Below are 24,030 nucleotides of genomic sequence, written 5' to 3' on the forward strand. Positions count from 1 at the left end.
ATTTTAGAAATAAAAAGAGCATAACAGTCTTCTGTTGTGCTCTTTTAATGTCAGAGAAGTGAAATGCAAGTATTTAAAACAACTGGTTTAGCTTGGCTTTGGTTAGCTTTGATTGTATTGGTATTAGACCAAGCAACTAAGCTTGCTATATTAGCTAACTTTAAACTGTATGAAAGCATCCCGGTGATGCCTTTTTTCAATTTAACCTATGTACAAAATTTTGGTGCAGCTTTTAGCTTTCTAGCTAATGCAGGTGGTTGGCAACGTTGGTTTTTTACTGGAATTGCAATTTTAGCTTCTGTGTTAATCAGTTTTTGGTTGTATAAAACACCCAAATCCCAAAAGTTATTAGGTGTTGGTTTTAGTCTTATTTTAGGTGGTGCACTCGGTAATTTATATGATCGAATCAGTTACGGCTATGTGGTCGATTTTATTGATTGGTATGTAAACCAATACCACTGGCCTGCGTTTAATATTGCAGACGCCGGTATCGTCATTGGTGCTTTTCTTGTTGTGATTGACTCTTTTGTCAACGACGAAGAAAAGCAAGCTGAGCAACCTAAAACTAAAGCCACAAGTGAGTAGTCATGACCGAACAAGTTAATATCCAGGCGCAAAGCCAAGTTGTAATGCATTTCTCTATTTTGTTAGCGGATGGCTCTGCTGCAGAAAGTACAAAAGTTCACAATAAACCAGCTAAGTTCACGATGGGCGATGGCTCATTAACACCAAGTTTTGAAAAGTGCTTAATTGGTTTAAAAGCTGGCGATGAAAAATCTTTCGAATTACAACCTGAAGATGCTTTCGGTCAACCAAACCCAGATAATATTTATCACTTAGACCGCACTAAATTTTCTGCTGATACTCCTGCTGAGGTTGGCGCTATCATCGCTTTTGCAGGACCTGATGGCAATGAAATTCCGGGTATTGTGCGCGAAGTTGCGGGTCAATCGGTTACGGTTGATTTCAACCATCCTTTAGCAGGTCAAGTTGTGACCTTTGCTGTAGAAATTATCGACGTTGTATAAAACTAATCGGGCAAGAGGAAAGTACCATGCAAATTAATTTAGCTAACCCGAGAGGTTTTTGCGCTGGTGTAGATCGCGCTATCAGCATTGTTGAACGAGCAATTGAGCTGTTTAATCCACCTATCTATGTAAGACACGAAGTGGTTCACAATAAATACGTAGTTGATGGCTTGCGAAACCGCGGCGCTGTATTTGTTGATGAAGTTAGCGAAGTGCCTGATGACAGTATTGTTATTTTTAGTGCTCACGGTGTTTCTCAAGCGGTAAGAAAAGAAGCTAAAGATCGTGAATTAAAGATTTTTGATGCAACTTGTCCTCTAGTGACTAAGGTTCATATGGAGGTGACACGTGCTTCCCGAAAGGGGACTGAGTGTGTGTTAATTGGCCACCACGGTCACCCAGAAGTAGAAGGCACAATGGGGCAGTATGACAACAAAGACGGCGGTATTTACTTAGTTGAATCACCAGAAGATGTTGCTAGCCTTGAAGTAAAAGATCCGAGTAATTTGTACTACTGTTCACAAACAACCTTATCAGTAGATGACACGTCTGATGTGATTGATGCGTTGCGTGCTAAATTTCCTGAGATTGAAGGCCCTCGCAAAGATGATATTTGTTACGCCACACAAAACAGACAAGATGCAGTTCGCCAACTAGCTCATACCAATGATGTGGTGTTGGTAGTAGGAGCGAAGAACTCTTCTAATTCTAATCGATTAAGAGAACTTGCTGAAAAAGTTGGTGCGAGTGCCTTTTTAATTGATACTGCCGATGACATTCAAGCTGATTGGCTAGCCAGTGCTAAAGGCGTTGGCGTGACTGCCGGTGCTTCTGCTCCAGAAGTGTTAGTTCAGCAAGTTGTTGATCGCCTTAAAGAATTAGGTGGTGAGACGGTCACAGAAACCGACGGTAAAGAAGAAAACGTTGTATTTGCCGTTCCTGTGGAACTGCGATAGCTACTGGCTTTAACAGCAATTTAACAAATTAATTCTTACAATAATTACCAAATAAGAGCTAACCAATTTTGCTTTGTACTGCTAAGTTATGTAAGGCAGCACAAAGCGAGATTAGGTTGTACTCAAAGTTGGCTGCCTCAGGCGGTAAACTTTTATCTACTCCCTACCTATTCTCCTGCTTTGCTTAGTTAATAACGGACTATTTGAGGTCGTACTAAATGTTAAGCAAAACGCAACAAGGTTTTTCTCTTGTCGAATTATTAATTGCCATGGTGGTTGCTGTGACGGGCATCGTCGGTTCGGTGGCCATTCAAGCAACGGCAAAAAAAAATAGCTTCGATGCCATGCAAAGGGCACAAGCTACTTCTCTCGCCCACGATATTATCGAGCGTATCCGCGGTAATAAAGAACAATTACTCAGCTATGCGGGGACCGATTACGGTAAGCAAGAGCACACAGGTGTAACGCTGTGTCATGTGACCCAAGGAAGTAATAATGCCGTCGATTGCTCACCAGAAGATTTAGCTGCTTACGACAAATTTCAGTGGAATGATGCATTAAAAGGCGCTGATATCACCAAAACTGTACAAACCACAAATGGCGCAGAAGCGATTAATGTTGGCGGTTTAATAGACCCCACAGCTTGTATTTTCATTACTCAAGGTTTAGCTGCTGATTCTGTTACACAACTGACCAATGCAGGGAGTGTTGAAGTTGTGATCAGCTGGCAAGGGCGCTTTGAAACCAAGGACGCTAATATCTCCAACGGCAATGATTGCGGTGGTAAAAGTGTTGATAACCAACGTCGCCAAATAGCCGTCAGTGCTTACATTTTTTAATCGTCATGAATCAACTCTCAAATAAAAAACAAAGAGGTTTCAGCTTAACGGAATTATTGATTGCCAGTGTCTTAAGTATCCTGGTATTTGGCGGCGTCATCAATTTGTTAATAGCCTCAGATGAAGTAACTGATGACACCTTACAAAATGGTGAATTACAAGAAGTCGGTACATTTATTCTTAACCAAATTACCCAAGATGTAATGTTTTCCGGTTATTGGGGGGCAATGACCGAGCAAAATTTAGATGCAAACAACATTAACGTCATGGTTCATAACGGGGCAGCTGTGACTAGTGATTGCATTGGTGATGGTGGCAATAATGCTAGCTTTCCGAGCTCTACAATAACCTTACCTTTTAGAAACCTCTGGCTGACGATAGCCGATGATGCAGACGAGTTAGGCTGTATTCCAGATGCCAAAATCGATAGCGCTATTTTACAAATAAAGCGTGGTTTAGGCGAGGAAGTAAATGTGCCGAGTAAAACGCGTTATTACCTTAGGGTTGATAATACGATGGCTTATTTATTCGCTGGTAATGATGTTAACGATATCCCTATTTTGAACAACGGCACAACAATGGAATATCAACACCGTATTTATTATATCCGCGATGTAGTACAAGGAGATTACAAGGTACCAGTGTTAACACGCCTCCAATTAGAGAAGCTTGATACAGCAACAGCGGCAAACGGCAAAATGGTCGCATACGACATGGCTGAAGGTGTTGAGTACATTAATTTTTTAATGGGGCTAGATAAGGATGCAGATGGTGTGGCTGATGTATTTTTATCGGCTGAAAAAATGAATGAAGACCGTCAATACTGGGATCAAACTGCACCAAATTCAATTGTTGCAGTGAAAGTGTTTGTGTTGGTAAGAGCATTAAAGCCAGACCCCAGCGTGACTAATAACTTTACCTACCACTTAGGTGATTGGAGTTTCACTGCAAATGGCGATCACTATCGTCGCATGTTGTTCTCAAACACTGTAACGGTGGCTAATGCCGGAGATTCGACATGGTCAGAATAAAGCTTCTAAAAATAAGTAAGAGTAGACAGCAAGGCGCTGCTTTATTTGCGGGAATTGTTTTTACTGCTCTGTTAACTGGGCTTGCTGTTACCTTATTGCAAAGTAGTGTGATGGACCAAAAAATCTCTGCCGCGAATGCGGAGCAAATGCATTCGATGGATAAAACGATAGGCGGAGTTTCACATGTTGTTTATAAAGCGGTTAATAAACAAGTGGGTGGGCAAAACTTTCTGACTATCAATCAAGGCATTGACACCACAACACTAGAAGATGAAATGAGCTTTAAGTTGGATGTTGCCACTGAGACGGGACACTCCACTAACTGCCGAGCAGAAAAACAAGCCTCATCTACAACGGCTTTTCAATGCAATAGCTTTCACGTCGAAGTTGTTAATAAATATGGGAAAAGTAATTTAGGGAAAACCACTATTCGCGCAGGCTTGATGCATCAAGCTATGGTTGTAAATTAAAGGAGATAAGAGATGAAAAAGATAGTCTCCGCTCTGGCTTGTTTGGCATGTGCACCGAGCTCTGTTGCTGAAGATATTGAACTTTATGTCAATAGTAATACATCAGGAGCCGGTTCTCCTCAGATCATGATCATTTTTGATAATAGCGGTAGTATGAAAAATCATGCTGAAGTTAAAGCCGGATATGATCCAACGATTAATTACGAAAATAACCAATCGGGTTTTTACACCAACCGCGCTACTTATTTTGTCACCGGAGCCATTATTGATGGGGTTAATATTCCGGTACCAGAAGAAGAAGATAAAAAATCTAAGCCTCGTCGTTTTGAAAGAAGTAACAATGCTTGTGATGAATCTCGTATCCCTCTTTATGGTTTGTGGAAGCATAAAGTATCGGGGGCAGAGCTCGTAGGCGATGATATTGAGAGTTTGGGGCAAAGCTTTGCTGACTATGAATTGATAGAAGGTGGGCAAGGTTATTTTATTGATCCTATTGTCCAATACAAAAAAGATGCTTGGATAGAAATCAAAGAAGACAATGGCCTTAATGCAAACGATGTTGTGGATTGTAAGCGTGATGTCGATGAAGCTAATACAAATAACTTTTCTGTGGTGGGCAGTGGAGGAAACGCTGTTGATTTGGCTGGATTTCCTGGGTTACCAGTCGATGGATTAAAAGATAAAGGTGATGCGATATATCACCTATCGCCATCTGATACTCAATATAGTGTTGCAGCTGCTGATTTTGGTAGTGTAGAAGTAACGACGTTATACACGGTTAATTACCTAAATTGGTATCACTCTACTACTGTTGGGACAACGACTAAGTCTCGATTAGAAGTAGCCAAAGAAACCATTTCTAATCTGGTTCAAGCATCTTCTGCTGATATTGAATACGGCCTATCATTTTTCAATGAGAGAGCAGGTGGACGTATTGTTAATGCGATCGCTCCTGATAATGTAGCTGCAAATATTAATGCTGAGGCAATATTAGAGAATATTGAAGATGTTAATGCCGACACTTGGACTCCGCTTTGCGAAACCTTATCGGAAGTTTACCGTTATTATGCTGGCTTGGGAGTTCACTATGGCGATAATGATCCTGATAAGGTACCAGCGAGAGATTTGCAAGCAGAGGTAACGGGTGGCGGTACATACAAAACGCCTCTAAACGAAGGCTGTCGAGACCAGATTTACACGATTATTATCACCGATGGTGAGCCAACAAAAGATGGTGGGGCAAATAGTGTTGTGACCAGTTTAGGTGGTGATACCAGTAAAATTGTTGACGGTAGCTATTTACCCGTTTTAGCTGACTGGATGTTTAATAATGACATCAATACTAGTTTACCGGGTAAACAAACTGCTGTGACTTTTACTATAGGTTTTGGTGAAGATGCAGTTTCAGATGCTGGTCAAATACTCTCTAAAACAGCTGAATACGGCGGTGGTAAATACTATCCAGCAACGAGTGCGTCTCAGCTTACCACTGCTTTACAAAATACCATCATTCAAATTTTGCAGACCAGTGCTACTTTCACCTCCCCATCTATTGCGGCGAACAACTTCGACCGAACAAGAAGCTTAGACTCTGTTTATTTCTCAATGTTTTTACCTAGTCAAACTTCAGGTTGGAGAGGTAATTTGAAAAAGCTAAAAGTCAGTGGTAGTGAAATTGTTGATCAAAGTGGCGGTGGTGCAATTAATGCGTTAGGTAATATAGATAGTGATGCGCAAACCTTTTGGGGAGCGACCTCTAATTGTAGTGGCAGTAATAGCTGCGCTGATGGAAATGAGGTGGATAAAGGTGGTGTAGCAGAAATGCTAGCTGAAACTTCAGTATCAGCGCGTACTTTATATTCAGATATAGGTGCTAGTGGCGGTTTAGATACGTTTAATTATAGCAAGCTCAATAGTTACTTTGCCGACCTCGCTACTGAGATGGGCATCGCTGCTGGCTCTGAAGAACAAGTGGTACGTTGGGCTATGGGGTATGATGAATATGATCTAGACAAAGATAATACCACTGATGAAACACGTGAAGATTTATTTGCTGATCCACTACATTCAAAACCGTTAGTACTTAACTATGGTGGCAGCTCAAGTAGTCAAGATATACGCATTCTTGTTGGTACGAATGCGGGCGTACTGCATATGTTCCAAGATAAAGAGTCGAGCAATACGGTAGAGGAAAGTTGGGCCTTTTACCCTAAAGCATTTGTTGGTAATTATGCACGGTTACCTGAAGTCGGTAATAAACTCTACGGTATGGATGGCTCGCCCATTGCTTTTACGTTTGATAAGAACTTTGATGGCTCGTTAAAATCAAGTGATGGAGATTTGGTGTACATGTACACAGGGCTTCGTCGCGGTGGACGTGACTATTACGCACTAAACTTGTCTAACCCTGACTCCCCAACAAAAATGTGGCAGATTCAAGGAGGGCAGGGTGATTTTACTGAATTGGCGCAAACTTGGTCTCAACCTGTCATTGGTTTTATTAACCACAAATCTCATGATAATACCAAACCTGTTGTGATTTTTAGTGCCGGTTACAACGGTGACAGTGATATCACCGCAAGTACCAGTCAACCGGGCAGAGGCCTGTTTATTGTCGATGGCACCACTGGTGAGCTTATTTGGAAGACAACACCGAGCGGTAGTTCCTCAACAAATACTCAAAATAGCTTCCGCTATGCAATGCCGGCACGTCCAGTCACACTTGATAGTGATGGCGATGGTTATATTGACCGTATTTATGCTGCTGACATCGGCGGTTACGTATGGCGAATTGATATGCCGGGTAACGATCCTAAAAGTGCTACAACCCCTTGGACTGTGCAACAGTTAGCCGATTTGTCGTCATCATCTGGTTATAGGAAGTTTTTCTCTGAACCTTCTCTTGTTCGAACTTATTTTACTGAGGTAAAAGAGGTGACGATTGATAGCGGTACAACAACTGAAAAAGTCATTAGTCAACGAGAGGTACCGTATGATGGAGTATTGATTGGCTCAGGGGATCGCGCTCACCCAAATAGCACTGCCGATAATGATGCCTTCTTCCTTATTCAAGATAGAGATGTGATGACTCGATCTTATGATCCTGATGAGGCGCCTGCTGTTATTACCGAGACTGAACTATATGATTTTACTGGCTCTCCATTTATTCAGAATACGGCAAGTCAGATGCAGACTAAATTGATAGATTTAGGCAGTAAACTAGGTTGGAAAATTGATTTTCAAGGTAGTGGTGAAAAAGCCATGTCAGGGGCAAAGGTTATTGAAGGGGTTGTCTATTTTACGTCTTTTATCCCAAGTTCCAATTCATCCACGAATACTTGTGAGCTTAATGCTGGCGAGGGCAAGTTATATGCAGTTAGTCTTCATTACGGGATGAATATATATGGGTGGGAATCAAAATCACTTGGTGAGCGTGTGCCGGACACCCCTGTATTGTTTGGCGGTGAAGATACCGATGGCTCAGGAAACTTATTATTAATTGGTGTGGGTACCGGTGATAACAACAGTGGTACTTTGGAGCTAAAAGCTGCCGTAGATCCAGTTACCTGTGAAGATTTGAATAATTGCCAACAAACAGAAGCTGCTGATTTTGATACAGAGAAAACTAAGCGCTCCTATTTAATTTTGGATGAAGAAGGTATTTAAATGAAACACAGAGGGTTCTCTTTGATAGAACTAATGGTCGGAATTGCGATTGCAGGTATTTTAATCGCCATTGCAGTGCCCTCATACCAAGGTTACTTAGGGCAAGGGTATCGTTCAGAGGCTATGCGTGAATTGATTGTTGTTGTTAACAAACAAGAGCAATACCTTATTGAAAATCGAACTTATACACTCGATATGACAGAGCTAGGTTATGGAACAGACCCTTTAAAATCAGAAACGGAGCGTTTCGATATTGATACTACAGCGATTAACAGTATTACCAGCGATTTCATTGTTAGTGCAACAGCAACATCTGCTCAGCTTAAAATTGATCCTGGTTGTGCCGTCATATCAATTGACTATTTGGGTAACAAGACCGCGGAAGATAAAGATGGCAACGATGCAACAAGTGATTGTTGGCATCAATAAGGTTAAGAGGCAATTTAGATGAAATACTTAGTTTTGAGTTTATATGTTTTGACGTTTACAGCCTTGGCTGAGACAAAAGTTGCTTACAAGTGCTATCTGGACTATCAGGAAAATAGTATTAAAAAGTCTATGGTGGTGAAACGAAATATCCCTATTTCAACTGCAAATCAACTGCCTGTTATTGTGGCTCAACAGGGCGTTTATGCCGCAAATGGTAAAACATTACTACCTGTTTTAGTGGTACATGAATGCGCGCCAGTTGATGCAGATTTTATTTCACTATCAGCAAAACGACATGAAGAAAATCAACCCGATTAGTTTAAATTTTGCTAGTGAGATTAGGCGCTTGCATCATATTTTTACTTTATCTGCCTTTTTGTAACACTTTTTCTTTTAATCTCTCTTTGTTTATCTTCTCAATAAATTCCCGCTGTGTTATACCATACCGATAAATAACTTATATAAATAAAACTCAATCAAAATAACGGAGTTATATAGTGGGATTTAAGAAACTACTTCTAGCTAGCTGTATTTCAGCTGTGGCATCTTTTGGTGCCAGCGCAAAACTAACACAGCAAGATCTATCCGCTTTTACTAAAGATACAACTTGGAAAGTTGGTGTTGTTGACAACTTTGTTGACGGTGCAAAAAGCCATATTGGTGTTATCAAAATCAATAACGCCTCAGATATCGAATTGCCAGCTGGTAAAGGAGATTGGGCTTTCTATTTTCACTCAATCCGCCTTGTCGAAGACTTATATACTAAAGTTGGGTTAACGGTAGAACATGTCCAAGGTGACTTACACCGTTTAGTACCAACAGATGAGTTTAAAGGTTTAAAAGCAGGACAAGAGCTTGAGATTAAGTACCAAGGTCAAGTGTGGGCTGTTTCTAAATCAGATTTCATGCCTCGTGCTTTCTTTTATCACAAAGGTTTAGAGCCAAGTATCTTTGCTAATACTGATACAGAAGATTTTAACCAGTTTGTATTACCCATTACTAAGCCCGAGCAATTAAAACGATACAACGACCCAGTGGATCGTTGGGAAACCCCAACGGCTGCATCGCGTTATCAAGATAATAAATCTGCGAATGCTAAAGCGGATGAGTTAGATAAAATTAAACGTCAAATTTTACCTACTCCAGTAGAAGCAAAAATTAGCTCAAGTACCACTACTTTAGACAAGTCTTGGTCTATTGAATATCAAGGCCGTACTAAATCGGAAGCGGGCTATTTAGTAAAAGAGTTAGAAAAACTACTTGCTACAGAGCTGGATAAAACAGCGGTTAAAAAGCCAACGAAGAATGACAAAGTTATTTCTCTTCGTGTTAATGAGAAATTAGCTGGTGGTAACGCTGAAAGTTATGAATTAGAGATTGAAGATGACCGCATTGAAATTGTCGGTTCAGACGAAGCTGGTGTGTTCTATGGTATTCAATCTGCACTTTCTTTAATTAAAGACAAATCTGCCGGTAAAGTAAAACTTTACCGTGGTGAAGTAGAGGATTCTCCTCGTTTCCACTTCCGTGGTATGCACTACGATATTGGTCGTAATTTCCATGGAAAAGAAGCGTTATTTAAGTTTGTTGACGCACTTGCCATGTACAAACTTAACAAGTTACACCTTCACTTAACCGAAGATGAAGGCTGGCGTCTTGAAATTCCAGGGCTTCCTGAATTAACAGAAATTGCTGGTAACCGTTGTTTTGATTTAGAAGAAAATAAATGTTTGTTAACGCAATTAGGCTCTGGTCCTTTTGACTCAGGTTCTGGTAATGGTTTCTTAAAAACAGAAGAGTTTGTTGAGCTTTTAAAATACGCTAAAGAGCGTCATGTAGAAATTATTCCTGAAATTGAATCGCCAGGTCACGCTCGTTCACAAATTATTGCGATGGAAGTCAGGCATGACCGATTAATGGCTGAGGGTAAGCCAGAAGCTGCAAAAGAGTTCTTATTATCTGACCCTGAAGATAAATCAGAGTACTTAACAGTTCAGTTATACACTGATAACGCAATGAACGTTTGTATGCCTTCTGCGCTTAAATTTATGGATAAAGTCGCGTATGAATTACAGCAAATGTATCGTCAAGCTGGCTTAAAATTAAATACATTACACGTTGGTGGTGATGAAGTAGGTCATGGTGCTTGGACTAAATCTCCAGCGTGTGAAGCTTTATTTGCTGACCCGACTAACGGAATTTCTGGTGTTGCTGACTTAAAACAATATTTTGTTAAAGGCTTAGCAGACATGACTGCAAAACGTGGTTTAGCCATTGCCGCATGGGAGGACGGTTTGATGTTTGACCCACAAAACCCATTCATCCGTGACCAGATTCCAAACCCTAACTTCTACTCAAACGTTTGGGATAACATTTGGGAGTGGGGTGTAGCGGACCGTGCATACCGCTTAGCAAATGAAGACTTTAAAGTTGTGCTTTCTCACGGTACTCACTTGTACTTCGATCACCCTTATGAAGCACACCCAGATGAGCGAGGTTACTATTGGGCTGCTCGTTATACACCAACTGAAAAAACGTTTGGTTATATGCCAGATGATTTTTACGCAAACGCTGACTTCACTCGTGCAGGTGATGCAATCACTGACTTAGAAGATACGGTTGGTCGCGCATTACCTCAACTTGAAAAACCTGAAAATATCTTAGGTATGCAAGGGCATGTGTGGACTGAAACAATCAGAACAGCAGAGCAAATGTTTGAAATGGTATTTCCTCGCGCACTAGCAGTAGCAGAGCGTGCTTGGCATAAAGCTGAGTGGGAAGGTGTTAAAGTTGATAAGAAAGCGCGTGCTCAAGATTGGGCTGATTTTTCAGCTTCTTTAGCTGGCAAAGAGCTTGAACGTTTGACGGGCTTAGGTATCAATTATCACTTACCTGTTCCTGGTGGTGTAATTGAATCTGGACAGTTGAAGGCCAACGCTGCTTTCCCAGGTATTAAGATTGAATACAGCACAGACGGCAGTACATGGTCTGAATATACAAAACCAGTAAAGGTCAATGTATCTGAAGTTCAATTGCGAACTGTAGGTGTTAATGGTGACTTCAGTCGAGTTTCTGTCGCTAAGTAACACTCAATTTAGCTAACGCAGAAAATAAAAAGGCTACTTAGGTAGCCTTTTTTGTTTTCTGTAATTATTTATTTTCGTTAAAGCTTGAATTCTTAGCGCTTGAAAGGGATTATAGCGACAAAAATTAAGAAGAAATTTGAAGGTTTATTATGTCTAAGCCAATCGTATTAAGTGGTTGTCAGCCAAGTGGTGAATTAACTATTGGTAATTACATGGGCGCATTGCGCCAATGGGATAAAATGCAAAGTGATAACGAGTGTTTATTTATGCTTGTTGACCTTCATGCGATCACTGTTCGTCAAGAGCCTGAAAAACTACGCAACGCTTGTTTAGATGCCTTAGCATTGTACCTTGCTTGTGGTATGGACCCAGAAAAAAGCGCTATCTTTGTGCAATCACATGTACCTGAGCATACCCAATTAGCGTGGGTCCTGAATTGTTACACGCAAATGGGTGAATTAAACCGCATGACGCAGTTTAAAGATAAGTCTGCCAAAAATGTGAGCAACATCAATGCAGGTCTATTTACATACCCTGTCTTAATGGCTGCTGATATTTTACTTTATCAGGCTGATAAAGTACCTGTTGGTAACGATCAAAAGCAGCACCTGGAACTCAGTCGTGATATTGCGACGCGCTTTAACAACATTTATGGTGATGTTTTTAAAGTTCCGGATCCATTTATCCCTGAAACTGGAGCTCGAATTATGAGCTTACAGGATCCAACTAAAAAAATGTCAAAGTCAGATGACAACGTTAAAAACTTCGTTGGTTTATTAGAAACGCCTAAGAAAATCTCGAAAAAAATTAAGAGTGCTGTTACCGATTCTGATGAACAAGCACGCATATATTTTGATGTTGAAGAAAAGCCTGGTGTTTCAAATTTATTGACGCTTTTATCATGTGCGACAGGTGAATCAATTGAGTCTTTAGTTCCTAAATACGAAGATAAAATGTACGGCCATTTAAAAACAGATGTAGCCGATGCTGTTGTTTCTATGATTGAGCCAATACAAGCTCGATTTAATGAATTGAGAAATGACCAAGCTACGCTTAACGCAGTAATGAAGTCTGGTGCTGACAAAGCAAGTGCTCATGCACAAAAAACGTTAAGCAAGGTTTATGATGTCTTAGGTTTCTTACCTAGAGTATAAATTCTGCTGTACATATAACTGGGCAGCCTGAAGAGTTGCTCAGTTTTTACTTCCCTTACTAAGTTGTTGCTAGCGATCTAGTTTTACTAGAATTAAGGCTAGGTTTTCTACACCATTTTTGCTCTGAGATTTACTTTCGATGATATTAATCATAGATAATTATGATTCTTTTACCTATAACTTAAGCCACTATGTGCAAAGCCTCAGTGATGAAAATGTTAGGGTCGTTCGGAATGATAAAGTCACTATTGAAACTATTAAAAACTGGAACCCATCTCGGATAATTATCTCTCCTGGCCCGTGCACGCCTAATGAATCTGGTGTATCGCTGGATGTTATTAAAACCTTTGCTGGGCAAGTGCCTATTTTGGGTGTTTGTTTAGGTCATCAATGTATTGCCCAGGTTTTTGGTGGCAAGGTGATTAAAGCCCCGCAAGTCATGCATGGGAAAGTCTCTAAATTACAGCACAATGGACACATGATGTTTCAAGGTGTGGATACTGACTTTAGCGTGACTCGGTATCACTCTCTTTTAGTTGAGAAAAATACCTTGCCAAGTGAGTTTGTGATCACTGCTCAAACGCTTGACGATAACCTTATTATGGCTATTGCCCATGTATCAAAACCTATCTGGGGAGTTCAATTTCACCCAGAATCGATTTTGTCAGAATTTGGGCACCAGCTTATGGCTAACTTTCTCAGTTGTCACTAATAACTCACACTTCGTAAAAACCATTTACTAATTATTTAGTTAAACAGTTTGGTTTAATCTGCAACTGTGATAAAACTTAATTTAAATGTCGTTTAAGTAATTCCAATGTCATCAGTTGATCTTAACAAAGATATACATGCTCGTTTTCATAACTTATTAATCAGTTATGATTTTGCTCGTCGTCAGCTTTTAGTTGCAAGTGGAAATACTGATGATGAATTGGGTTTCGAGTTAAATAAACGTGAGTTACTTGAGGTCGAAAGGGAAGCCAAAGAAACCAGAGAAGTAGAGCAATTCCACAAAGCGGTCAATGTGCAGGAAATGACAGTTGCGCTCAATAAAGAAGTGGAAGAACGTTTTCTTGAAAAGATTCAAGACGTCGAATTAGTCATTGAAAATGTAACACAGGCAAATGATAGCATTCCTGCTATTTTGGATATTTTAGCCGTAAGAGCTGCATCTATTGCTCGGGTTGACCCGCTAGTTGCTAACCTTCCTTGGTTAGCAGATGAGCTCATTCAGTTTGTTAACCTTCCTCAGTACCGCTCTGCGAGTAACAAAAAAAAGAATGTTAAAGTTGATAAACACAAGACTGCTTTAAGCTATATTGGCATCGAAAACTTGCCTTATGTCATCCCGTCATTTGCGTTAAAGAAATGGATTCCATATAGCACTGAACCGTTTAGGTTGATGAAACGAAAGCTCTGGGAGAGTGGTTTAGCTGCGGCCTTGTGTTGCAAAAAGCTTGCTCAGTTACAGGAGCTCGATGATAAAGCAGCGTTTGTATGTGGTATGTTTCACGATTTAGGTAAATCAGCCATTGTTAGATTGTATTTGAGAACGTTCGATCAAATATGGAAAGAAAAATTAACACATGCTCGAGATAAACGTTTAAAAGAGCAGCATGATGCACTCGTGGAGTTGACACCCAATCCTGAATTGTTGAGAGATTTGTTACAACAACACTCGAGTGTTTTAAGTGCAAAAATAATAGAGAGCTTTAATTTAAAACGATTTATCGTTTTACCTGCGTTTGAAGAAAATGCAGAGCAATTAGAATTTGGACAACTATCACCTATGGCTCAGGTGATGAGAAAAGGCATTGCGTTTTCGCGCTATAAAACATTACAAAAGCACAACTTAATCACTAAAGATGAGGCTAAGCAGTTTTTTAAGCTTAATCATATTAGCACTCAAGACGTGATAGAGTTGAGAAAGCTCAGCTTGAAGCGGTTGAACTTGAGATTAGAACATCAATAATGAAAATAGTACCTCCTCATCGTATAAAAACTTGCATACTTATATTCTGTGCTCTTTACCTTGTTGTCGCAGCTTGGTTTATAAATAAAGATATGCAAAGGCAAATTGCTGATTATGAGAGAAAGTTAGTTGATAAAGTGAGGGTGATTGAGCAAGATTTAGCGAGAGTATTCAATTACTTTGATGCGCTTAGCGCCCAGTATAAGACGATGTCTACTATGGATACTCGGTCTGTCAAAGCGATTAATGTTGATGATTTAACGGTCAACAATGCAAGTGTTTTAACACTGGAGCAGCAAAAGCTTCAGGCTCTACTAGAATTAAATCGCGCATTAACTATCTTTATTTACTCGTCATCATCAGATGTGAATCGCGTTTATTTCCTATCTCAAACGGGCGTGTTTGCTCAACAAAATCAAGCTAATCAAATTCATGTGAAACAACTTGAGGCTGAAAAAGCTCAAGCCGTATTTGAAAAATTAGGCAGCCTTCCATCTGGAGTTCGCTCAATGAATTACGGTAGCTTACTAAATGATGGGATTAAAGATAGCTTGACCCTAGTTAGCCGTATTAATGACAAAGAATTGGGTTTTGGCATTTTGGCGGTTGAACTGGAACTTTCGTTAGTAAAGCTACTACTTGATAATAATGATCAAGCTATTTCTACATACCTTTTTTCACCAAATAAATCATTGGTTTTTACTGATGTTACTTCAAATATTACAGCTATCGATTTTGAATCGCTTCTCACTGTTCCTGCACCGTACCTAAGTCAAAAGCCGTTGCTTGGCCAATTTGACCTTATTCAGGTGATTGATAGGAAAAAGCTACTTACTAACAGTATTAATGCACTTTTGCCTACTTTTTTTATTATGTTCTCTATTGGCGCTTTGAGTATTGTTGCTTTTTATAGCTTAGAGCTTAAAAACCAACTCAAGCGTTTGGCATTCACTGATACCAAAACCGAACTGATGAATGAAAGGGCTTTTAAAGTTGCCGCCAGTGGTTTAATTAATCTAGCTAAGCGCTCAGAGCAAAAAACATCACTAGTTTTATGTGATATTGATAACTTTCATAAGGTAAATCAAATATACGGTCATGAAGTTGCTGATAAAGTGATGTTTCAAATCGGTCAGTTAATGTTAGACAAATTTAGACTGTCAGATATTGTAAGTAGTTACGTAGGGGATGAGTTTTTAATTGCTTTACCTAATACTGAATTGTCAGATGCAATTCGTCTATCTGAAGAGCTGCGAAAGCAAGTGGAAGCTACTTCTCATACTGATAAAAAAGTAACGGTTACGGTTACGCTTGCGACTGCTGAGTGTAAACACTCAGAGCAATTTGAAGATGTAATTAAACGTTTAGAAAGGGCACTAGCTCATGCTAAAGAGCTAGGCCGAAATAATGTGATAAGTGCATAGAGGTAATATTTTATTGGGGCAAGTTATGTTGCCGAGCAGCTAATATGGGAGTCCATGTCAGTAACTGATATCTCGTCTAATCCATCGCCATCATAATCTTCGGTTAGCTTTGTTCTTCCCATTTTGTTTATGATGATGCCTTTTGCTTTGCCTTGTTCACTGTGAGGGCAAAAGGTAAAGTTGGCTTCTTTGTTAACCGAACCATTCATACGGTATTGCAAAGCGCTGTCACTGATTGATAGTTTTAATTCACCAAAAGCGAGGTCGGCATTTTCTACCAGTTTGAGATCGTTAGCTGTATCAAATGTACCACTTGCGTCACCGTCGATAAATATCGTGTAACCATCCTCCCAGCTACCTGTACAGCTTGAACCTGATAAGTTGCAAATAGTTACTACAGTGTTGTTGCTAATTGCGTAGGTACGAGCGTAAACAAGATCTTTACTGACTTGCCTAACCGTATTATTGACTCGAATATCTGCATAGGTTTCTGACATTGAAGGAACACCCAATGTAAGTGTTAAGCCAGTGATTGCAACGGCAACCATTAATTCTAAGACATTAAAGCCTTTTTGCGATTTTCGATTTAGGGAAGACAACATAATAACAGCCCATTTGTTTCTTTTGTATCTGCGCTAATTATGCATAGAAAGGTTAAGTTTTGTTGTTATATAATTTAAGTAAATTAAGTCAATTTGTTTCTGGTACGACCATTTTAACTTTTATTTACATTTCTTTGATCCCAAAAAACGAATATGGTATCTTCGAACATTAATTGAACAATATGCAAGCTGTTGTTAGAGGTTCTCCAACTAAAAGGATTGAGTTGAGCAAGGTTCACTAAGCTTAGTTGAGGTAAGTAATGAAGTCTAAATCTGCAGGTTTTTCTCTAATTGAATTATTAGTAGCAACTTCGGTAATGGCTATAGGATTAGTCGGCACAATTGCTATGCAGGCAACAGCTAAACAAAATGGGGTTGATTCTTCTCAGCGCTCTATTGCGGTCGCCCTTGCTAATGATATGTTAAACCGTATGCAGGTTAACAAAACTCAGCTTGGAACATATCGGGCAGCTAACTACGGGCCTGGTGTTTTTAATGTAGCTCAATTATGCAATTATGATCCAGCATCTGCTGTAAATTGCACACCTAATCAACTTGCCTTATCTGATCAATACCAATGGGATGCTTTATTGCAAGGCATAGAGCAAGACAATAACGGCGATTTACTAATTTCTTCTAGTGGTATGATTAACCCTGTGGGCTGCGTCGACTATCAACAAACAACTGGGCAAGTAACGGTAGTCATTTCTTGGCTGGGTCGAAAAGCAGTTAACACGCTCACAGATACAAATGCTGCTAGCGGAGCCACTAATCGAGAAGTTATATCAACGACATGTGGTGCTGCTCAATTTTCAGGTAACTTAAATCGCCGTCGTCAAGTAACCATGACGGCATTTATTTATCAATAATAAGGAAGGCTTTTGAAAGCATTCAAGCAAAAAGGTTTTACATTAACGGAAATAATGGTCGCAGCAGTTGTGGCCATTATTGTTTTTACTGGCCTAATCAATATTCTCATAGCTTCTGATGAGACCGTTGATGACACTGTTAATCGCGGAGAGCTTCAAGAAACTGGCCGCTTGGCTATGCAAATTATCTCTCGCGATATCATGATGGCAGGGTACTGGGGCAGTTTCACCGGCAGCTCTTTTGCACCAACTCATGTTGCAGGCAGTGCCGCTAACTTTACTCTCCATCGTGAGGCAAATGGTTCGAATGTTACGGGTGTTATTAACACTCAGGAGTGTTCAACCAGTGATGCAAGAAGGACTAACAACGGTACTTTTCCTAATCAAGTTGTTGCAAGTAGCTTCCGCTTCTTTCGTCATATCACGGGTTATTCTAATACCGCCGACGTGAATATATTAAATGGTTGTTTAGCTACAAGAGTACTTAATAGTGATGTCATTCAAATTAAAAGGCTAATAACTTACGATAATACTGTTGATGATGTAGTAAATGGCCTTGCATCATTAAACGACACTCGTTTTTACATGTTAACTAAGCCAGGGGAGGCAATTGTTTTTGCCGGTAATGATGTTGTGCCCACTTTTAATGATGGTACCCACATTTTAGGTGAGCTAGGTGAATACCAACACAGAATCTATTTTGTTAGAGAAGAAACTAGAGGTGACTATACTGTGCCTGTTTTAAGAAGACGTTTCTTGTTTAAAAACGGTACTGATGTGAGAAGCCGAGGACGACTAGGCGATCAAGCGCTTGTAGAGGGGGTAGAAAGTCTTGGCTTTTTATACGGTTTAGATACTAATGGTGATGGCACCGTAAACTACTATGCCAAAGCGAGTGAAATTACTGATCAGCAATGGGAAGAAAATGGTGCAAAAGTGATTGCCGTTCGTGTCAGTATATTGGTCAGGACATTAAAGCCTAACGTCAATAGCGCACCTCAAAATGCTATCACTTATGATCTTGGCAGTCATACATTGACGATTCAGCCAAATACTAATGAATCCGTTATGTTTCGCCGTATGCTATTTACCAATACGGTCACGCTTTTAAATCGTGGAGAGTCATCATGGCGCTCATAAAAAATCAAAAAGGTGCTGCTCTTGCTGTTGCGCTTGTAATGATGGCTCTTTTGACATCTCTCGCTGTTACACTTGTTTATAACACTTCCCTCGATACAAAAATGGCCACCGCGTATGCTCTGAAAGGTGATGCGACAAACCGAGCTCTTGGTGGTTTAGATGAGTTTGTTTACCAACAAAAATCTCAAGCGCAAATTAACCTTTTAAATTTAAACCAAGAAATGCCAGAAGCCCAGATGGCTAATACCGAAGCTTTTGTATCGGCTAGCCCCCTTGCAATAAGAAAAACTGCATGTCCTAGGCAAGCTGTAGCTTCAGATACTACATCCGTTAAGTGCCACTATTACCGGCTTGAATCTCAAGGTCGCTACGGTCGGAATATTGGTACTCAAATTGGTGTGATTCAAGATCGAAGAAGTGCTGTTGAAGGTCAATCAACCATAGCTATCGAGCTGGTTGTCGGTAACTAGGAAGGAATTCAAGTGAAAATCAATCCATTTTTAGCCAGTTTTATAGGCTGTTTTGCTTACTTTAGTTCCGTCACTGCTGATGAACTTGATATATACGAGCAAACATTAAGCACTCCGCCTCAAGTACTCATCATATTTGATACTTCAAGTAGTATGTCAATTCGCCAGCCAATACCTGAGCCTTATATACCGGGTAATGCTATTTATAGTGCAACGCTCACAGGTAATGTATACGATGAAGATTATGTATATTGGTTGGATGGTTCTGCTTCTTCACCTGATTTAACCGACTCTATTAGTCCAAACGATACACATAGGTTTAATCGGAAAATTAACGCCTGTCAGTCATCTATTATTTCAATGTATGGTAATTGGGAAAGTAATGACAACCCTGGAACCTTTATAACTGGTTTTGAAATTATCCATGGCAACCTTGATTACGCAGATTATACCTTGGTTGATGGTGGGACCGGTTCTTACACGGACACTATCGCAGAATTTGTTGATAGCAAAGGTGAATGGGTAAAAGTTAGAGATAACAACGGCAGCAACACAAGCGATCGTGTCGAATGTGAAGCTGATATGCCAAACTCGCTAACAAACCATCCTGGTGATGATAGGAATCCAGATTCTGTATATCCAGGCAATGCCTCAGGCAATGTTATTTATCCTGCGACAGGTTATCCTGTTGAAGGTTACAAACCGAGTAAATATTCTTCTCATGGTGACTTAGCCACGTTTGGTATCTATCCAGCCGACTTCTCAGGTTTGGGTAATGTTACGCTCTATACAGGTAACTACTTAAATTACTTACAGTATGTAAAAGATGGTCATGCCGCTTATACTGCAGCCAGCACCCGTTCTTCTATTGCTAAAGATGCAATTATCAATTTACTTAATTCAACACCCAACGTTAATTATGGTTTAGCGCTTTTCAATCGAAATGCCGTAACTGATGGCATGAATGACGGTGCTCGTATCGTTTCTGCTGTTAAGGCAAATGATGGCTCTATTCAATCTGCGTTAGATGCACTCGATAATGATGATTATGCTTATTTCTCTAATAGTCCTATTTGTGAATCATTATTTGAATCATATAAGTACTTTGCGGGGAAAACTGTTTCTTTTGGTAAAGATAACGGTAAAGATGATTTTCTAAGTAATGACCTTTCTGGTTATGGTTTTGAACCTGAGATGAATGTTGCCTTACCGCTAAGGGATACAACAGCAGAGAATAGTGGAAATTACGTCTCTCCGTTAAAGTTTTGTAGTAAAACGGGGTACGTTATTCTAGTTACTGATGGTTATCAAACATTAGATGAACAGGCCAATACTGAAGCATTAGCTCTGACTGGAAGTGTTTTATCTGCTTCAAGCAGTGATCCAAACCTGATTGATTACGTCGAAAATGATACGGATAATGATCCTTCCAATGATAATAAAGTGTCTCTATTACCGGCATTGACTGAATGGTTGTATAGTAATGATATTGATGATGATACTTCCAATGGTGAACAAAACATTGTGACCTTCACAGTTGGATTTAGTGATGACTCAGGTGTTGCCAATGAAGACACATTAAGGTTAATGGCTGAAAATGGTGGTGGTCAATACTTTGAAGCGGTAAACCCACAAGAGCTGATTGCTGCACTGCAGTTAACGCTGGATATCATTTTAGATGATTCATCTTCACTTACTTCTCCTGAAGTAGCATCTAATAGCTATGATAATTCTCAAAGCTTAGAGAGTATTTATTATTCTGTATTTAAACCTGAAAAAGGGGCTCGTTGGTCTGGCAACCTTAAAAAACTTAAGGTTAAAAATGGAAAAATTGTCGATTCAACCAACAATGTAGCCATTGATAACAACGGAAAAATTAAACCGACAGCTAAGTCATACTGGTCTAGCGGTTCACAAATTTGTGATGGTGCCTCTCCATGTGCTGATGGCGGTGATGTCGACCGTGGAGGCGTTCAAGAATACCTTGCTGGTTTAAGCGCCTCTGGACGCGTTGTAAAAACTGATAATGGAAGTGCATTTATTGACTTTGATGACAGTCTAACGACTAACTTGCCTAACGCTGCAACTTTAATGGGAGTAACAGATACAGATACTGCTGTTGAAACCCAGAATGTTGTTGATATGGTTAATTGGGCAAGAGGCGTTGATATTGACGATGAAGACAGAGATGGGAGCTCTACAGATAATCGAGTCGATATTTTAGGCGATTCTATGAACAGCCGTCCATTAGTCGTTAACTATGGCGCGCCTCAATCTAATGGTTCTGCACCAACGGACAGTCAACAAGACAAACGTATATTTTTAGCTTCTAACTCTGGTTTTCTTCATTCTTTTCAAGATAAAAGCGAAGTTTTAGCTGAGAAGTGGGCTTACATCCCACAAGAGCTTTTAAAGAACTTATCAGATCTGAGAACAGATTCTGTTGTTGCTGATAAAGTCTGGGGCTTAGATAGTTCACCTGTTGCCTTTACTAGGGATGCAAACGGTAACGGCCAAATACAAAAAAATGACTATCAAAATGTGACTTTCTTTGGCCAACAGAAAAAAATATATGATGCGGCTTATATCTTTTTTGGTATGCGACGAGGTGGTCAGCATTATTATGCAGTAAATGTAACCGATCCAAATGCTCCATCTTTAATGTGGAAAATAGGCCCAGATACTGCGGGGTTTGAAAACCTCGCTTACACTTGGTCTGAGCCTGTTGTCACCACAATTAACTCTAGCTATGATGGAAGAGACCCTTACGACCCTGTCGTTATTTTTGCAGCCGGGCATGATGATGATAACGAGGGTAATAACAAAGGTTGCGGCCTTTATATCGTTGATGCTAAGACGGGCAGTCTTGTGTATAAATTTGATACGTGCGGTAATCTTGCTAGTGAATTAGTCGGTGAATTCCCTGCTGGAGTGGGTACTTTAGATTCAGACCAAGACGGTTTTACTGATCGCATCTACGCGACAAATAAAGACGGTATTGTATACCGTTTTGATTTACCAAATAGAACTAATACTGCCAGCTTTAATGGATGGAATTACCATAAATTTGCAGAAATTGGTAAACCTAGTGGAGCGTTAGGTAATGCTGATGCTCGTAAGTTTTATTCCCGACCGAGCATTGTTAGAACGGAAATTAAGATGAATGTTGGTGGTGGTAGTGGCGACCCTATTATTATGAAGGTACCCTACGATGGTGTACTTTTAACTTCAGGTGATAAAGCCGATCCTAATGGTAAAACGGTTCGAGATAAAGCTTACTTTTTACATGACAGAAATACCATTACCCAAGATTTTTCAAGCTCTAAACCCAATGTTTTAACACCTGGTTCATTAAGGGATATAACGGCAGACCCATTTGCTAATGCTTCCGCAGGAACGTATTTTGATAAAGGTGACTACGGTTGGTTTTATGATTTTAGCGAAAATGCAGAAAACACCGCTGAGGAAGTCATGGTCTCTAATGGTTTTCTCGACGGTGAAAAGAGCCTTTCGCCTGCGCGTGTTGTTGGTGGAGTCGCTTATTTTACGACTTATATACCTCCGTCAGAGCCAGTAACTGCTCAATGTGATATCGTATTCGGCGATGGCCGGATTTACGCTCTAGACTTGAATTACGGTACCCAGATTTATAAAAGTAGGGTATTCACAGTTGACCAGACAATTCCTGCAACACCTGTGTTGTACGCTTCACAGGAAGAGGATGCTAATGGTATCAAATCAAGTAACTTAACGCTTATTGGTGTAGCTGATGGTGATGGCGATGGTACCTTAGCAACAAAGAAATCTTCTGGTGCCTTAAAGTGTGAAAACGGTAACTGTGAGGATTTAGGTTTAAATATTGATCGTATTGGCAATACAATTAAAGAGTAATTAAATGCAACAACTCCAAAAACAACAAGGCATTACTCTAGTCGAGTTAATGGTAACTATTGCAATAGTAGGTATTTTAACGGCTGTCGCTGTTCCTGCTTATACTAGCTATATTTCTCAGAGCTTTCGAAGTGCTGCTTTACTTGAAATAGCAAGAGTTGCAAATTTGCAGGAAGAATTTTTTGCTGATAGAAATACTTATACAACTGCGATTCGAACTAACTTTGGATTACCTGGCACCAATGAGGTTTATGATGTAACTGCTGATGGAGCTAACCAAGTTATGTATCAGATAACTGTTGCCGCAGTAAATAACATAACAGATGACTATATCATTACAGCAACTGCTGTTGGTGCGCAAGCCACTAATGATACAGAGTGTAGAACGATGACATTAAATTCTTTTGGACAAAAGGATGGTACTGACTCAAATGGTACTGCAAACGGTTTAGACTGCTGGCAATAACGTCAAAAGTTATCCGCACATTCAACCAATAAAAAAAGCACCTTTAAAAGGTGCTTTTTTTGTACCTATGACCCGTCCTGAATAAGGTTGACACTTTTCCAACTTCAATTTGGAGAAGATAATGAAACCAATAACTAAGCGTACACAAAAAGATTATTCACTTGCCTTTAAATTATCCGTCGTTGATAAAGTAGAAAAAGGCGAATGTACTTACAAACAAGCGCAAGACCACTACGGTATTCAAGGTGCTTCAACCGTTTTAACTTGGCTTCGCCGATATGGTCAACTAGATTGGAGTAAAGGTACTCCCAATCATATGAATGAGCTTCCCCTTATGTCTAAACCCAATGACTTAACACCTGAGCAAAAAATCAAAGCCCTCGAAAAAGAGCTAGAAGATACCAAGATAAAAGCACAATTCTTTGAAACGATAGTCGATGTACTTGATAAAGATTTCGGAGTACGTATCACAAAAAAGCAACGCAACGCGTTATTGAAGAAAAAAACATAACCAAGCTATCTGTCAGTAGAGCTTGT

The 24,030-nt window shown here is 39.9% G+C and carries 20 protein-coding genes and 1 pseudogene; 20 read left to right on the top strand and 1 reads right to left on the bottom strand.

Going from position 1 to position 24,030, the window contains the following annotated elements; all coding sequences use genetic code 11:
* Nucleotides 1–63 precede the first annotated feature (63 nt).
* The 14 genes from lspA to HR060_RS07525 all read left to right on the top strand — a co-directional run bounded on the left by lspA (nt 64) and on the right by HR060_RS07525 (nt 16,055).
* Nucleotides 64–585: a signal peptidase II gene (gene lspA / locus HR060_RS07460; protein ID WP_174199669.1), complete on the top strand. Its 522-nt coding sequence runs from the start codon at nt 64–66 to the stop codon at nt 583–585.
* A gap of 2 nt (nt 586–587) precedes the next feature.
* Nucleotides 588–1,028, top strand: a complete 441-nt coding sequence (fkpB, locus tag HR060_RS07465) for an FKBP-type peptidyl-prolyl cis-trans isomerase (protein ID WP_174199670.1) — start codon at nt 588–590, stop codon at nt 1,026–1,028.
* A 26-nt stretch (nt 1,029–1,054) separates the two neighbouring features.
* Nucleotides 1,055–1,984 carry a 4-hydroxy-3-methylbut-2-enyl diphosphate reductase gene (gene ispH, locus HR060_RS07470; RefSeq protein ID WP_174199671.1) on the top strand — a complete coding sequence of 310 codons (930 nt, stop codon included), beginning with the start codon at nt 1,055–1,057 and terminating at the stop codon, nt 1,982–1,984.
* Between the two features lie 218 nt (nt 1,985–2,202).
* Nucleotides 2,203–2,823, top strand: a complete 621-nt coding sequence (gene pilV / locus HR060_RS07475; protein WP_174199672.1) for a type IV pilus modification protein PilV — start codon at nt 2,203–2,205, stop codon at nt 2,821–2,823.
* A gap of 5 nt (nt 2,824–2,828) precedes the next feature.
* Nucleotides 2,829–3,854: a PilW family protein gene (locus HR060_RS07480; RefSeq protein ID WP_174199673.1), complete on the top strand. Its 1,026-nt coding sequence runs from the start codon at nt 2,829–2,831 to the stop codon at nt 3,852–3,854.
* Nucleotides 3,842–4,324: a pilus assembly PilX family protein gene (locus tag HR060_RS07485; RefSeq protein WP_174199674.1), complete on the top strand. Its 483-nt coding sequence runs from the start codon at nt 3,842–3,844 to the stop codon at nt 4,322–4,324. Before HR060_RS07480 ends, HR060_RS07485 begins: the two co-directional genes overlap by 13 nt.
* Before the next feature lie 12 nt (nt 4,325–4,336).
* Nucleotides 4,337–7,990: a pilus assembly protein gene (locus tag HR060_RS07490; RefSeq protein WP_174199675.1), complete on the top strand. Its 3,654-nt coding sequence runs from the start codon at nt 4,337–4,339 to the stop codon at nt 7,988–7,990.
* Complete coding sequence (locus HR060_RS07495) at nt 7,991–8,419, top strand: type IV pilin protein (RefSeq protein WP_174199676.1); 429 nt, start codon at nt 7,991–7,993, stop codon at nt 8,417–8,419.
* A gap of 18 nt (nt 8,420–8,437) precedes the next feature.
* Entirely contained in the window at nt 8,438–8,737 is a 300-nt protein-coding gene (locus HR060_RS07500; RefSeq protein WP_174199677.1) for a hypothetical protein, read from the top strand.
* A gap of 179 nt (nt 8,738–8,916) precedes the next feature.
* Entirely contained in the window at nt 8,917–11,505 is a 2,589-nt protein-coding gene (locus tag HR060_RS07505; protein ID WP_174199678.1) for a family 20 glycosylhydrolase, read from the top strand.
* Nucleotides 11,506–11,654: 149 nt separating this feature from the next.
* Nucleotides 11,655–12,659 carry a tryptophan--tRNA ligase gene (gene trpS, locus HR060_RS07510; protein WP_174199679.1) on the top strand — a complete coding sequence of 335 codons (1,005 nt, stop codon included), beginning with the start codon at nt 11,655–11,657 and terminating at the stop codon, nt 12,657–12,659.
* Nucleotides 12,660–12,798: 139 nt separating this feature from the next.
* Nucleotides 12,799–13,371, top strand: a complete 573-nt coding sequence (locus tag HR060_RS07515) for an anthranilate synthase component II (RefSeq protein ID WP_174199680.1) — start codon at nt 12,799–12,801, stop codon at nt 13,369–13,371.
* A 105-nt stretch (nt 13,372–13,476) separates the two neighbouring features.
* Nucleotides 13,477–14,631, top strand: a complete 1,155-nt coding sequence (locus HR060_RS07520) for an HDOD domain-containing protein (protein ID WP_174199681.1) — start codon at nt 13,477–13,479, stop codon at nt 14,629–14,631.
* 92 nt (nt 14,632–14,723) lie between these two features.
* Nucleotides 14,724–16,055: a GGDEF domain-containing protein gene (locus HR060_RS07525; RefSeq protein WP_174199682.1), complete on the top strand. Its 1,332-nt coding sequence runs from the start codon at nt 14,724–14,726 to the stop codon at nt 16,053–16,055.
* Between the two features lie 23 nt (nt 16,056–16,078).
* Here HR060_RS07525 and HR060_RS07530 read toward each other — a convergent pair whose 3' ends face one another.
* Complete coding sequence (locus HR060_RS07530) at nt 16,079–16,657, bottom strand: GspH/FimT family pseudopilin (RefSeq protein WP_174199691.1); 579 nt, start codon at nt 16,655–16,657, stop codon at nt 16,079–16,081.
* Between the two features lie 260 nt (nt 16,658–16,917).
* On the opposite strand from HR060_RS07530, the gene pilV (HR060_RS07535) reads away from it, so the two are divergent.
* The 6 genes and pseudogenes from pilV (HR060_RS07535) to HR060_RS07560 all read left to right on the top strand — a co-directional run.
* The gene (pilV, locus tag HR060_RS07535) at nt 16,918–17,526 is read left to right on the top strand and encodes a type IV pilus modification protein PilV (protein WP_174199683.1); all 609 of its coding nucleotides are present in this window, start codon (nt 16,918–16,920) and stop codon (nt 17,524–17,526) included.
* Between the two features lie 12 nt (nt 17,527–17,538).
* A complete protein-coding gene (locus HR060_RS07540; RefSeq protein ID WP_174199684.1) occupies nt 17,539–18,666 on the top strand; it encodes a PilW family protein in 1,128 nt (375 codons plus the stop codon).
* Nucleotides 18,654–19,136, top strand: a complete 483-nt coding sequence (locus HR060_RS07545; protein WP_174199685.1) for a pilus assembly PilX family protein — start codon at nt 18,654–18,656, stop codon at nt 19,134–19,136. Before HR060_RS07540 ends, HR060_RS07545 begins: the two co-directional genes overlap by 13 nt.
* A gap of 12 nt (nt 19,137–19,148) precedes the next feature.
* Nucleotides 19,149–23,027, top strand: a complete 3,879-nt coding sequence (locus HR060_RS19745) for a pilus assembly protein (protein WP_174199686.1) — start codon at nt 19,149–19,151, stop codon at nt 23,025–23,027.
* A gap of 4 nt (nt 23,028–23,031) precedes the next feature.
* Nucleotides 23,032–23,493 carry a type IV pilin protein gene (locus HR060_RS07555; RefSeq protein WP_174199687.1) on the top strand — a complete coding sequence of 154 codons (462 nt, stop codon included), beginning with the start codon at nt 23,032–23,034 and terminating at the stop codon, nt 23,491–23,493.
* 121 nt (nt 23,494–23,614) lie between these two features.
* Nucleotides 23,615–24,001, top strand: a pseudogene (locus HR060_RS07560) (IS3 family transposase); the annotation flags it as partial.
* Nucleotides 24,002–24,030 lie beyond the last annotated feature (29 nt).

It is taken from the genome of Marinifaba aquimaris, assembly GCF_013328345.1.
GTDB classification, from domain to species: domain Bacteria; phylum Pseudomonadota; class Gammaproteobacteria; order Enterobacterales; family Alteromonadaceae; genus Marinifaba; species Marinifaba aquimaris.